Raw genomic sequence first — 14,276 nt, 5'->3', positions numbered from 1 at the left:
ATGTTTCTAATGGTATGCCTAAATCAGATTTACCTTTCGGTAATATTTACTTTATGTTAGATTCTTATATTTCTAGTTTAATTGTAAATGAAGCTGAAGAAGTAACTGATCCTGGTGATTCTGAAAATCCTACTAATCCTGGTGATGGTGACGGTGATAAGGAAAATCCTACTAATCCTGGTGATGGTGACGGTGATAAGGAAAATCCTACAACTCCTACTGATCCTGTAGTTCCTACTGATCCTGTAGTTCCTGAAACTCCTGTTACACCTGATGTACCTGTAGATGATGGTTCTAATGACGTAATTGGTGATGATAATACTAATACTCCTGTAGATGATGATAGTGTTCCTATTATAGAAACACCAGCTTCAGATGATAGTGATGATACTAATACTCCTGTAGATGATAATACACCTACTGATGATAGTGATGTTGTTATTGATTCTGGAGTAAGTGATACTGTTAATAATAATGGTACTACTGATTCTACTGTAAATAGTGATAGTACTACTAATGGATTTGATAGTAATGGTTATGATGCAAATGGATTCAATGCTGCTGGATATAATGCGGCAGGTTATGATGCAAATGGTTTAGATCGTAATGGTTTAACTGCTGCTCAAAATGCTGCTAATACTGCTCAAGCAAGTAATGTAGTATCTAGTACTAATAATGCAGTATCTAATAGTGGTAGTGAATCTAGAACTAATAGTTCATCTAGTTCTAATATTGAAACAACCACTACTTCTACTTCTGTTATGAGAAGAAGAAGATTTGAGGAAGAGTATGAATCTAATAAGGATGGAGATTTTGATAAAACTGATGAAAATGATAAGTAAGAAGGTTTAATATACTTTTTTCCTTTTTATTTTTTTTAGTTTTTTTTATTTTCTTTTTCCTTATTTTTTTAAAACAATAGTAATATTAATTATTATTTTATTATTACTTTTTTATTAAAAAAATAGTTATATGAATTGTTTATTTTAAATCAAAAATTGGTTTTAGTAAAGGGTTTTTCCCTACGAAAGTCATACAGTCAGATAATTGTTTTTGTTCTGCTAACTTCTCATCCATATTTAATAAATCATCTTTATAGTTTTCTTCTAATTTTAATATTTGGGAATTTTCAAAAAGTAAGTAATCTATTCTTTTATCTTCATAATTTTCTGTGTATATGCTTAATATTTCATTTATAAAATCAGGTATAGGTTCATTTAAGTGTGCTAGTTTGTTAATGTATTCTGTGGGTAAGTTTTTTATGTATTCTTCTTTTTCTTTGTTTATGCTTATTGTTTCTAGTATACTCATTTTTATTTTCCCCTTTTTTTTATACTATAATTATTTTATTTGTTTTTAATCTTTATTATTTTTTTACTTTTTTGTTGCTTAAGAAAACATTTAAATTTTGTTGTCAATAAAAGAATCAGGACATACTGCAGAAAAAAATATCCCTTAAAGATTATAAGATAAATTATCGTATAATGTGTATGAAATGTTAAGAAACATGAAGATGCACACAAAAAGATGATATGGGAAAAATTTTAGAAAAAATTGAAAAATCAGACATATTTAAATTTCACTAAATTTTTACCAAACTCTTCAATGAAAGAGGAAATTAAAGGTTTTGCAAGATTTATATGTGAAATAGAAAATTCAACAAGAAATATAAAAGTTTATGATTTGGAAAAAACTGTTAAAGATGGATAAAATTTAAATTTTGATTTTGTAATGTATGAATTTTGAACATTAAATAAATAATTAATTAGTATATTTTAATAACAATTAAATTAAACCACATGTAAAATGGTTTATATCGCTTTAAATTAATCATTAAATTAATTATTTTAAGTAGTGTTAAATATTATCATAATTTTATATTTGTAAATATAGATGCTGATATCTATAAATGATAAAAAATATAATAATTTAAATTAGAAAATATAAAACTTAAAAAATTAATTCTTTTGATAAAAATATTTTGTATTATCTTTAAAAAGTAAAAGGTTTTAGAAAATTAAAAAAGAAGAAAAAAAATAAAGGTGAATAATATTTCATCACCTTAAAAATTTTTATGTGCTTATAGTATCGTCTTTACTTGCCCATTTAACTGTTCTATTTGTAAATGGTTGAGCTAACACATTCCAGATTAACATTATAGTAAAGTGTACAAGTATCATTATTCCAATTTCAATAACTGGTACTTGTCCTATAAAGACTAATCCTATAAATATTATATTATCTAATAGTTCACCGAATGCTATTGCACCAATATTTTTAATTTGGGTGAATTTAGAATCTGTTCCACAGTTTACTATTGAGGTTAATCTTGCATTTACAAGGTTTCCTATAACATAACTAATGTAAGATGCAAGTAGTATTCTTGGTGTTTGTGTGAATACGAATTCTATACTTGATTGTCCGGTATAATATGCTGGTCCTGGAATGATCATAGCGATTGTTGTTACTACAACAAATAGTAAGTTTGTTAATAATCCTAATACGATTGTTTTATGTGCAGCTTTTTCCCCGTAAACTTCTGTTATTACATTGGTTAATATGTAAACTAAAGGATAGATTAATACTCCTGCAGGTACATCTAATCCCCAAAATCCTAAGTTTAATATTTTCACTGTTATTACATTTGCAATTATGAAGCTTACACAGAATACTGTTATTATTATAATTTTTTTGTCTGTATAATCGAAATTTGTATTTAAATTCATGATTTTTTATTCCTTTATCCTAATTATTTTTTTAATTAATTTATTTTTAATTATTGTAAAGTTAATTTTACAGTTATTATTTTTTCTTTTTATATTATATATTTTTAAGTAAAATTTATAAATTTATAAATTTTGTTTACTGAATTTTTGGATAACTGTATGATTATTTTTTTATTTTTATACTTTGATGTTTTTTATTATACTTTATTTCATTTTATTTATATATTTGTTTAAAACTAATGGTAATCATTTTTTATTATTTTTTATTACTTTAATCTTTTGTCTATTAATACTTTGGCTAACTATATGATTTTATAAATATTTTTTAGCTAACTATTTAATTATTTATATTTTTTTATCTTTTACTGTTTTATGTTAAAAAATTGAGTTAATCATTATTTTAAATTTAGTATTATTCTATTATATTGAACCTATTTTTTAATAAAAAATTAAACAATTTAATACTTTAATTTAAGCTAATTATATAAATATATAATTGATTTTTACGATCTAAAATAAGATTTATATATGATGAAATTTCAATTTAATACTTTTTTTGTGAGATTAATGATTTAAACTTATTAACCTTACTTTAATTTATAAAAATTGTAAAGTTAAGATAAAGAGTAATATTATTAATTTTAGGTACAATTATTTTATTTTAATAATAAAACTTTTTATTATTTTAATGAAATATTAAATTTAAATGGTTTTAGATTTTAAATTTAATTTAGTAAATAATACTTTATAATAGTAAAAATATTACTATTATACAATATATTATAAAAATCTAAAATCACTATACATATAACTATTAAATTTTAAGCTAAGTATTAAAATAAATAATCGCATTTTGGAGTTTAAAAAAACCTTTATATACTCAATAAAGCATACTTATTATTACATATAATTAAATAAAAAAAACTCAAAAACCAAAGTAGAAAAAAATGATCTTCTATCAAATTCCTAACCACAAAATTAACTCAAAAAAAAGTTGATTTTGTTGATAAAAGAAAAATTTTAAAAAATCAACTACCATAAAAAAAATTTTTGAGTAAAAATTTTTATTTTAATTATATTCCAAAAAAATCCCAAGAAAAACCTAAAAAGTTTTTCCCAGGAAAAAAATGAGTTCTAAATATATTAAGGAGGAAATAAAAAATGATGAGATTCTGTATACCAAGAGATTGCTACCTTGGAGACGACGCATTAGAAATATTAAAAGATATTGAAGGAGAAAAATGTTTAATAGTCATCGGTGGAGGATCCGTAAAAAGAAACGGAACACTCGGTAAAATCGAAGACTACTTAAAAGAAGCAGGAATCGAAACTAAATTATTCGAAGGAGTAGAATCCAACCCTTCAGTTGAAACAGTAGAAAAAGGTGCAAAAATAATGCAAGATTGGGAACCAGACTGGATTATAGGTCTTGGTGGAGGTTCACCAATAGATGCAGCAAAAGCAATGTGGATATTCTACGAATACCCAGACCTCACTTTCGAAGAAGCATGTGTACCATTCGGCCTACCTAAACTCAGAAACAAAGCACACTTCATAGGAATCGGAACCACCAGTGGAACCGGTACTGAAGTAACAGCATTCAGTGTAATCACAGATTACAAAACAGGTATTAAATGGCCTATAGCAGATTTCGAAGTAACCCCAGATATAGCTATTATCGACCCAGAATTAGTAAGATCAATGCCAACAAAATTAGTCGCACACACAGGTATGGATGCATTAACTCACGCTATCGAAGCATATACTGCAGCAACTCACCAACCATTCGCAGACCCATTAGCATTAGATGCAATTAAAAAAGTATTAACATTCTTACCAGACTCCTATGCTGGAGACATGGAAGCACGTGAACAAATGCACTATGCACAAGCAGAAGCAGGTATAGCATTTTCCAACGGATTACTCGGTATTGTACACTCATTAGCACATAAAACTGGTGTAATATTTGAAAAAGAAATACCACATGGATGTGCAAACGCAATATACTTACCATATGCAACACGTTTCAATGCAAATGATGATCCAACAAGATATGTAGAAATAGGTCACTACTTAGGAATGACCGGAACTGATGATGAAATTGTAGATGAAATCTGTGCAAAAGTAATCGAATATAACAAAAAATTAAGCATACCAACAAGCTTACAAGAATACGGAATTCCTGAAGATGAATACAAAGCAAAACGTGATGAAATCGCAGAAAACGCTATGGGAGATGCATGTACAGGAGCAAACCCAAGAGAAATGACTGCAGACTTATTCAAAAAAGTTTTAGATAGTATTTACTACGGAAAATTAGATGAATTAGATTACTAAATGTAATAAAATAAGGAAGGAATTAAATATGGTAAAAAACCCAGCAGCAGATAATTATAAATTATACATAGATGGTAAATGGCAAGATGCATCAGATGGTGAAACATTTGATACATTCAGCCCAGCAAATGGTGAAAAATTATCCACATGTGCAGAAGCAACAAAAGAAGATGTTGATAAAGCTGTAAAAGCAGCAAATGCAGCATTTGAAGATTGGAAAGCAGTAGAACCTATTGAAAGACAAGAAATCTTAATGAAAATTGCTGATATCATAGATGAAAATGAAGAAAAATTAGCAATGATTGAAACTCTCGATAATGGTAAACCAATCAGAGAAAACAATGCTATAGATATGCCATTCAGTTCAGACCACTTCAGATACTTCGCAGGAGCAGTAAGAGCTGAAGAAGGATCTGCAACAATGTTAGATAATAATACATTATCCCTCATACTTCGTGAACCAATAGGAGTAGTAGGACAAATTGTACCATGGAACTTCCCATTCTTAATGGCAGCATGGAAATTAGCACCAGTTCTTGCAGCAGGATGTTGTACAGTATTCAAACCATCCAGTTCCACTCCATTAAGTGTACTTGAATTTGCTAAATTAACACAAAAAGTTATACCTAAAGGAGTATTTAATGTAATCACTGGTAAAGGTTCCAAATCTGGACAATACATTTTAGACCATCCTGATTTCAACAAATTAGCATTCACAGGTTCTACAGAAGTAGGTTGTGGAGTAGCTGATGCAAGTGCAGATAAATTAATCCCATGTACTCTTGAATTAGGTGGTAAATCAGCAAACATATTCTTTGATGATTGTAAATGGGATATGGCTATAGATGGATTACAATTAGGTATCCTCTTTAACCAAGGACAAGTATGTTGTGCAGGATCTCGTGTATTTGTACAAGAAGACATCTATGATAAATTCATTAAAGAAGCTGTAGATCAATTCAACAAAATAACTGTAGATATGCCATGGAAAGCAGACACTCAAATGGGTTCTCAAATCAATGAAAAACAAGTAGAAAAAATACTTGGATACATTGAAATTGGTAAAGAAGAAGGAGCAACAGTTGCATGCGGTGGAGAAAGATACACTGATGGACCTTTATCTAAAGGTGCATTTGTAAAACCAACACTTTTAACTGATGTAACTAACGATATGAGAGTAGCACAAGAAGAAATTTTCGGACCTGTAGCTGTAGTTCAAAAATTCAGTGATGAAGATGAAGTTATTAAATTAGCTAACGACAGTACATACGGACTTGGTGGTGCAGTATGGACACGTGATATTAACAAAGCAATGCGTGTTTGTCAAGGTATTCACACAGGACGTATGTGGGTAAACACTTATAATGCAATACCTGCTGGTGCACCATTTGGAGGTTGGAAACAATCTGGTATTGGTCGTGAAACCCATAAAGTTATCTTAGATCATTATACTCAAATGAAAAATATAATGATTAATTTATCCGAAAATCCATCTGGATTCTACCCTAAAAAATAAACAAATCAATACCAAAAAAATTAGTTAATAAAAAGGAATAAATAGAATTTTATTTGGAGAAAAATAAATTCTTTCCACAATAATTTTTTAATAAAATCAATTTTTTTCTCCAAATTTTCTTTTTATACTAAATTGAATTTTTCAAAAAAACCCTAAAAAATATTTAATAAAAAACATAATTTATTAATACCCCCTTTTTAAATATAATAAAATATATAATAATATCAAATTTCATAAATGTAAAGGAGAAAAATTTCTATGATTAGTGTAATTGGAGGAACTGGTCCTCAAGGATTAGGTATTGCTAAGAGATTAGCTATTGCTGGTGAACCTGTTATTGTTGGTTCTCGTAAAGAAGATAAAGCTTTAAAGATTGTTAAAGAAACTAAAGAAGAATTAAAAGATTATGATATTGCTGATATGACTGGTATGGCTAATGAAGATGCAGCAAAAGCAGGAGACATCCTTATACTTACTGTACCATTAGTAGCTCAAACCGCAACCTTAAAAACTATTAAACCATTCGTTGAAGGTAAAATCTTAATTGATGCTACAGCACCTTTAGAAGCAGCAATTGGTGGTAAAGCATCCTGTATTCTTGATGTATATGAAGGATCTGCAGCAGAAAGAACTGCACACATTCTTGCTGGATGTGATGTTAAAGTTATCGCAGCATTTAACAATATAAGTAACAGCCTATTATTAAACATCCCTAATGATATTGACTGTGATTGTTTAATGGCTGGTGATGATAAAGAAGCTAAAGCCGCTGCAAAAGAAATCATTAACAAATTACCTGGAGTAAGAGTAATTGATGTTGGTAAACTTGAAAAAGCACATTTAATTGAAACAATAACACCATTACTTATTGGATTAAACATTAAATACAAATCCCAATTCGGTGGAATACGTATAACAGGAATACCAAAACTTGATGAATAATAAAAAATTTTTCATGATTAAAAGAAAATAAAAGTTATTAGTTAGAAAGAAATTTTATCCTTTATAAAAAAATCATACCTTTATATAAAAACTTTAAATTTCAAAATAAGTCACCTCTTATTTTATTAAAAAATAGAAAAAAATTTTATTACTAAAAAAACTTTTTTCTAACTTTAACTATTTTCTTTTATAAAAAAATTTTAGAAAAAAACTATTTTTTTCAAATATTATAAAAATTAACACCTTAACCATTATAAATACATATTACAATTTCTTTATTAAAATTAAAAACAAGATTAAAGCGGGATTAAATATGAAAGTTGGAGTAATTGGATGTGGAGCTATAGCTAATATCATAATAGATCACATTCAACCTAAAGACAATATTGAGTTTAAATATTTCTTTGATAAGGACACTGAAAAAGCTGAAGAGTTAACTGAAAAAACTAATGGTATTTTGTGTGAAAACTTATCTGAAATGTTAAATGATGTTGATTTAGTATTAGAAGCAGCATCTCAAGAATTTCTTAAACAATATGGTGTAGAAATTGTTAAACATGCCAATCTTATGAATATGAGTATTGGTGCATTAATGGACGAAAAGTTTAGAAAAGAATTGATTCAAACTAGTAAAAATAATCATACTAATATTTATGCTCCATCTGGTGCTGTGATTGGTGTTGATGGTTTAAAAGCTGCTTGTATTGGTGAGATTTCTAGTTTAACTTTAACTACTCGTAAGTCACCTAAATCTTTAGGGATAGAAACTGATAAATGTGAAACATTATTTAAAGGTAAAGCTTCTGAAGCGGTAGTTAAGTATCCTAAAAATATGAATGTGGCTGCTACACTTAGTTTATCATGTAAAAGAGATATTGATGTTGAAGTAATTGTTGATCCTAGTGTGGATCGAAATATTCATGAAGTTCATGCTATTGGTAGCTTTGGTGAATTTAAAACTATTACATGTAATCAACCAATTAAAGCTAACCCTAAAACTAGTGAACTTGCTGCTTTATCTGCTATTAAAAAATTAAAAAGTTTAAATAAACAATTTCATGTTGGAACTTAAGTGAAACTTTTTTTTTAAACTTTCTTTACATTATTATTTTTTTAAGATTATTATTTAAATTATTATTTTTAAATTTTTTTTCATAATTTTTTAAAAGCTTCACAATTCTTTCTTGTTCTTCTACTGGTGGTATTGGTATTAAATATTCTTTAATAAAGTTAACACCAAAATAGGATTTATTTATTGATTTTGTATAATTTCTAATATTTGATTCTGCTAATTTTAGAATGTAGTATAAGAATTCCATATTTTGGTTAGGTAGGTATGGTTTGAATAGTATTATGTTTCTCATTCCTATATCCATATCTTCTTTTAATAATTGGGGGTTTCCAATGTTTCCCATGTTTGCAAATAGTATATTATTTTTTTCAATTTTAAGGTTTTTACTTACTTTTTCATAATCTTTTTCTGTAATATATTTAATATCATTAAAATCAATATGATCCTCTTTTAAATTCTGACTTGTAATGTAAGGGTAACCTTTATTAACATATTTTGGTGATTTATGAGCACCATAACGAATATCTACATAATTGTATAATCTAGTCCAACACCAATTACTTGGTATTGATAAAGGTAGGAAATTATCTAATAAGTACTCCTCTTTTTGACTTACTTTTTCATAGTAATGATCATCTATACGAACAATTAAAGATTCCTTATCCATAGGTTTAATTTTTTTATCTTTAATTAACTTATTTTTAACTTCTCTAATATCTTCTAAGAGTTGGATAGCAGATTTATCCTCATGGTTCTGTTTTGTTAATTTACCACTTAATCCGGTAGTTAATAGGGAGTATCTCATTTCATTAAAAATATTTTCATTTAAATTATCTAATTTTTTTTGATAATATTGATAATTTTTTAAATCATTTCCTAAACTATCTAATTTTTTCACAATACGGTATTGTTCTTCTATTGGAGGTAATGGGACGAATATTTCATAAAGATTAGATTTATTTAATTTTGGAACATTAGATCCACTTATAAATCCACATAATCTTAAATTAACTGCATTTAAATAATACATTAAGTATCTGTTTAATGCTGGTTTAAAATCTAAAACATGTACATGTTTATTAGCCGTAAATCGTCCGTTAACTGTGAAAGCATAATTTTTTTCTGTTTCAAAAACATTACTATCTTCTGCAACTAAAAGAAAATCATCATCATAAATATAATCAGTTAAATAATCAATAACACCATTAGGTCCATAATATGGATAATTATTTAATTGATTTTTTCTACCATTTTTACTTATAGATTTTCTCATTCGGTAATAATCTTGAACAATAGTTCCTAATCTAACCCAATACCAACTTTCTGGTATTTTAAATGGTAAAATATCTTCAATATTTCGTGTTTTTATCCCATTTATTGATTCATAATAAGAATTGTTTCTTTTATAAATATAAGATTGGGTGGAATCTGTTTTTATAATTTTATCATGAATTAATTTTTTCTTTTTTTCTAAAATTTCTTCAATTAATTTTTCGGCAGGTGTATCGTTTTTGTTTTGTTTAACTAATTGGCCGGTTACTGCTGATTTTAGAATTGAAAATTTTAAATCATTGTAAAGCATGAAAAATCTATCCCTTTATCTATTTTATTATTTAAAATTCATTATTCTTCTTTATTTAACTCATTTTTAATGTTTTTTAAAGCTTTATTAATTTCTTTAGAGTATTCTTCGGTTTTTTCTAAGTAATTATCTATTAATTCTTCAGGAGGTAGGGAATTTTTAACATATGGTATATTACAATAATTTAACCGGTATTCATTTAATTTAATTTCATCTATACTGCATTTTTTTGCTTTATAATTACCATTTACTTCTATTTCATGCTTATTTTCAATCCATGATTCTATTTCTTTAAAATGTTTTAATTCTATTGGATTATTTAAACTAAAACTTTTATATCCTTCAGGTAAGTCTAAACGGTAGAACCATGTTTTTTTGGTTGTTCCATTATTACAGAAAAATAATATATTTGTTTTTACATTTGAGTAAGGTGCAAATACTGTAGGGGGTAATCTTATTATTGTATGTAAGTTGAATTTTTTAAATAATTTTTCTTTTATTTGTCTTTTGTTTACTCCTGTTTCTGTGAAGAAATCATCAGACATTATAATTGCTGCTTGTCCATAATCATCTAAGTATTCCATTGCTAATTCTAGGAAATTATCTTCTAATTTTTTGTTTTCTAAGATTTCATGTTCCCAATCAGTATCAGTTGATCCTTCAAATGGAGGGTTTAAGACTATTGTTTTGAATTTTTTATCTGATAATAAGTTTAATGTTTTATCCTCAAATGCATCTTGATGATATATGTGGGGTTCGTTTATTCCATGTAATAGTAAGTTTATAATACATAAAATGTAAAATGTTGAATTTTTTTCTATACCATATATTGAATTAACAAATTTTTCATAGTCTTCTTTGCTTTCTATTTGTTTAGATTGAAGTTCAAGTATTGAATTTAATAATCCACCTGTTCCACAACAGAAATCCATTACATCATTACCAATTTTTGGGTTTAAAGTTTCTGCTATGAAGTCACATATACCTATAGGTGTGAAGAATTCTTTTGTTCCTGTGTTTCTAAATAAATCCATTAAATTTTCTTTAAATTCATGTGCGATTTGATCGCACTCTACTTTATTACTTAACTTTATACTGTTTAATTCAATTATAACAGCTTTAAATATGTATCCATCTTTAGAATAGTTTTTAATGTCCTTTACTGTATAGTATACAATTTTTTCGTGCATTGGACTATTTTTTTTGCATTCAATTTTTTTTAAAGAAGGTATTAATTCTTCATTTATAAATTTAAGTAATTCTCTTCCAGTTAAACTAGAATCATCTTCTAAGTTTATAGTCCAATTTCTCCATCGATATTTTTCAGGGATCACTGATTTATATTGAGGATTTAATGCTTCTCTTTCTTTTTCTTTATAATCATATACTTTGAGGAATAGTAACCATGATAATTGTCTGATTATTTGTTTGTTAGATATTGTCCCTGGATCATCATGCATAAGTTTTTGGACATTTTTTAAAAATCCTTTTAATACCATTTTTTTTATACCTATTTTTTTATTTTTTAAAAAAATTTGTTTTATCCCATTTTTGATTTTTTTTAAAGTTTAATTGTGTAATGTTTTATTTCTCTTAACTAATAAATCTTTATATTTTATGTTTAAAATTTTAAGTTTATTAAATTAATTTCACAATACTTAGTTTATTAAATTGAACATTTTTTAATTATTAATTATTTTTATAATTTTTTAATTAAAACTATAATGATTTATCATTATGTTTAAAATCTTATAATAACTAATTTATATAAGCATTAGTTTAAAATACATTCAAAAAACAATTTTTTTAAATGAAAAAATTAATAAAAATATTAATAAAAATTATAAAAAATAAAAACATTAATAAAAATGTCCATAAATCTAAATAAAAGAAATATATTTAAAATTATTATCCTAAAATACCTTTTTTCAATCTATTCAATCCATCTTTTAATTGGGGTTCTGGACAAGCTATATTCATTCTTAAGAATTTATCCCCATTTTCACCAAAAATTATTCCAGGAGAAAGATATAATCCACTTTTTTTAAGGATTTTATCTGATAATTCAGTTGAATTAATGTTTAATTCATGGCAATCTAACCATAATAAGTAAGTGGCATCACAGGAACTAATTTAATACTAGGTAATTCCTTTTTTAAGAAATCCTCCACAATTATTTTATTTTCTAATAATGTATTCTTTAATTGGTTTAACCATTCTCTACATTGGGTATAAGCTGTAATTGTAGCTTCTACACTTAAAATATTAGGTTCTGAAGAAAAATCCGCATATAATTGTTGACTTACTTTCAGATTCAATTCCTTATTTTTAATATATACCATTGCACTTTGGATTCCAGCTATATTAAATGTTTTACTAGGAGATATACAAGTAATACTATTATCTACTATGGAACTAGCTAGTGATGCAAATGGAGTATAAGTTTTACCTGGATATGTTAAGTCGCAATGAATTTCATCTGATACTAATATTACATTGTACTTTTCACATAAAGATCCTATTTTTTCTAAATCATTTTTCCCCCAAATTTTACCAATTGGGTTGTGGGGGTTACATAGTAACATTAAACTTGTTTTAGGATTTTTTAATTTATTTTCTAAATCTTTAAAATTTATACTGTATTCGTAATTTTTATAAGTTAATTTGTTTTCTAAAACTTTTCGATTATTATTTAATATTACATTAAAGAATGCATTGTATACAGGTGTTTGAATTACAATATTATCAAGGGGTTTAGTTAATTTCCGTATTATACTTATTATTGAAGGCATTACTCCTCTTGCATATAATAATTCTTCTTTTTTCATTTTAATATGATAATTATCCTCCCACCATTGAATATAAGATTCATATAATTCATTGGGGACTGTTGTGTATCCATAAATAGGGTGGTTTATTCTTTTTTTTAGGGATTCTTGTATTTCAGAGGCAGTTTTAAAGTCCATATCAGCTACCCACATTGGAAGTTCAGATTCTATTGAATCCCATTTTAATGAATTAGTATTATCTCTATTAATCACTGTTGTGAAATCGTAATTATTTTTTTCAGTATTTTTCATAGTGTATTCTTGTTTCATCATATTTGTCCATGAATTTATTTTCTAATCCGTCTGCAGGGTAGCCTAAGGATATTATACAGAATGGTTTTATGTTTTCATTTAAATTGAAAAGTTCTCTTATTTTTTCCATTTTTTCATCAGTTGGTGCTACTCCATTCCATAGTCCGCCTAAGTTTAGGTTACATGCTTCCAGTAACATGTTTTCTGCTGCCGCACTCATATCTTGTTGCCAATGCTTTTTATAGAATGCTCGTTCTATATTTGCTATTAGTACTATTGCTACTTGTGAATTTGTAACTCTTGGACATGTTTCTCCAATTGCTTTTAGGGTATCTTTATTCTTAACTACTATAAATTCCCAGGGTTCTGCTCCTAGTCTGCTTCCTGGAGCTTGCATTCCTGCTTTTAATATTTTTTCTACTTTTTCATCTTCTACTTTTTGGTTTGAATATTCTCGTATGCTTCTTCTTGTTTTTATTATTTCTTCTAAATCTGCCATTATATCAAGTACTCCATTTACTTATAATTTAATTTTTATTTAAATTAAAGTTTTTCTATTAAAAAATGTATTTTTTTTTTTAAATAAAAAAATGAAAAAAAATATATATTTATATGTTTAAATACATAATAATATAAAATATATTTTTAATACATAAAAAGAATTTAAGAATTAAACAAACTAAAACTCATATTTTTATTAAAGATATGACTGTTTAATGATATCTGATTTAATTTAAGTTTAAACTCTACACTATTGTTTGTAAAAAATGGAAAATGCTTATTTTTTTAGGTGCTTTTTAATATGAAGGGAAAATGCCAATTATTCGATGAAGAGAATAATGTTATTCTAAATAAAGAAATTGATGAAAATTACTTATTTATACCTAGTTTACCTGTTATTAAAGATTTAAAACCTTATAATGATAGTGAACTTTTTGATAACTTAAATGATAAAATTAGTATTTTAATTCCATATAAAAATGATTATATTATGCAGTATGCTAATTTTAATTATAATGAT

At 26.2% G+C, this 14,276-nt stretch carries 12 protein-coding genes and 1 pseudogene; 7 read left to right on the top strand and 6 right to left on the bottom strand.

The annotated features are described in order from the left end of the window. Positions 1-842, top strand: a pseudogene (locus BP769_RS06570) (hypothetical protein); the annotation flags it as partial. A 139-nt stretch (positions 843-981) separates the two neighbouring features. Here the strand turns inward: BP769_RS06570 and BP769_RS06565 are convergent. Beyond that, on the bottom strand, positions 982-1,311 hold the full coding sequence (locus BP769_RS06565; protein WP_413828791.1) for a hypothetical protein: 330 nt from the start codon (positions 1,309-1,311) through the stop codon (positions 982-984). A gap of 243 nt (positions 1,312-1,554) precedes the next feature. Between BP769_RS06565 and BP769_RS06560 the strand changes: the two genes are divergently transcribed. After that, complete coding sequence (locus BP769_RS06560) at positions 1,555-1,710, top strand: hypothetical protein (protein ID WP_413828793.1); 156 nt, start codon at positions 1,555-1,557, stop codon at positions 1,708-1,710. 362 nt (positions 1,711-2,072) lie between these two features. Here the strand turns inward: BP769_RS06560 and BP769_RS06555 are convergent, their stop codons facing one another. After that, complete coding sequence (locus BP769_RS06555; RefSeq protein ID WP_413862316.1) at positions 2,073-2,726, bottom strand: queuosine precursor transporter; 654 nt, start codon at positions 2,724-2,726, stop codon at positions 2,073-2,075. 1,161 nt (positions 2,727-3,887) lie between these two features. Here BP769_RS06555 and BP769_RS06550 point away from each other — a divergent pair. The 4 genes from BP769_RS06550 (at position 3,888) to BP769_RS06535 (ending at position 8,593) form a co-directional block, all read left to right on the top strand. Continuing rightward, positions 3,888-5,063 (top strand): iron-containing alcohol dehydrogenase, encoded by a 1,176-nt coding sequence (locus BP769_RS06550; protein ID WP_413828502.1) that lies wholly within the window; start codon positions 3,888-3,890, stop codon positions 5,061-5,063. Between the two features lie 28 nt (positions 5,064-5,091). Beyond that, on the top strand, positions 5,092-6,579 hold the full coding sequence (locus BP769_RS06545) for an aldehyde dehydrogenase family protein (RefSeq protein ID WP_413824419.1): 1,488 nt from the start codon (positions 5,092-5,094) through the stop codon (positions 6,577-6,579). Between the two features lie 258 nt (positions 6,580-6,837). Beyond that, on the top strand, positions 6,838-7,521 hold the full coding sequence (gene npdG, locus BP769_RS06540) for an NADPH-dependent F420 reductase (RefSeq protein WP_409199025.1): 684 nt from the start codon (positions 6,838-6,840) through the stop codon (positions 7,519-7,521). A gap of 313 nt (positions 7,522-7,834) precedes the next feature. Then, positions 7,835-8,593 (top strand): aspartate dehydrogenase, encoded by a 759-nt coding sequence (locus BP769_RS06535; protein ID WP_409199024.1) that lies wholly within the window; start codon positions 7,835-7,837, stop codon positions 8,591-8,593. 25 nt (positions 8,594-8,618) lie between these two features. On the opposite strand, the gene BP769_RS06530 is transcribed toward BP769_RS06535, so the two are convergent. From BP769_RS06530 to BP769_RS06515, 4 genes are all read right to left on the bottom strand, one after another. Then, on the bottom strand, positions 8,619-10,175 hold the full coding sequence (locus BP769_RS06530; protein WP_409199023.1) for a restriction endonuclease subunit S: 1,557 nt from the start codon (positions 10,173-10,175) through the stop codon (positions 8,619-8,621). Positions 10,176-10,216: 41 nt separating this feature from the next. Next, a complete protein-coding gene (locus tag BP769_RS06525) occupies positions 10,217-11,674 on the bottom strand; it encodes an N-6 DNA methylase (protein WP_413824422.1) in 1,458 nt (485 codons plus the stop codon). A gap of 597 nt (positions 11,675-12,271) precedes the next feature. Then, positions 12,272-13,276, bottom strand: a complete 1,005-nt coding sequence (locus BP769_RS06520; RefSeq protein WP_413824425.1) for a MalY/PatB family protein — start codon at positions 13,274-13,276, stop codon at positions 12,272-12,274. Further along, positions 13,242-13,754, bottom strand: a complete 513-nt coding sequence (locus BP769_RS06515) for a nitroreductase family protein (protein WP_409199020.1) — start codon at positions 13,752-13,754, stop codon at positions 13,242-13,244. The genes BP769_RS06520 and BP769_RS06515 overlap by 35 nt, the downstream gene beginning before the upstream one ends. A gap of 303 nt (positions 13,755-14,057) precedes the next feature. On the opposite strand from BP769_RS06515, the gene BP769_RS06510 reads away from it, so the two are divergent. After that, positions 14,058-14,276 (top strand): hypothetical protein (locus BP769_RS06510; RefSeq protein ID WP_413828505.1); only part of this gene is annotated, 219 nt, incomplete at its 3' end.

Origin of the sequence: Methanobrevibacter sp. UBA417, from assembly GCF_002508845.1 — an archaeon.
GTDB lineage: Archaea > Methanobacteriota > Methanobacteria > Methanobacteriales > Methanobacteriaceae > Methanobrevibacter_A > Methanobrevibacter_A acididurans.
This window is presented reverse-complemented; position numbering and strand designations above follow the sequence as displayed.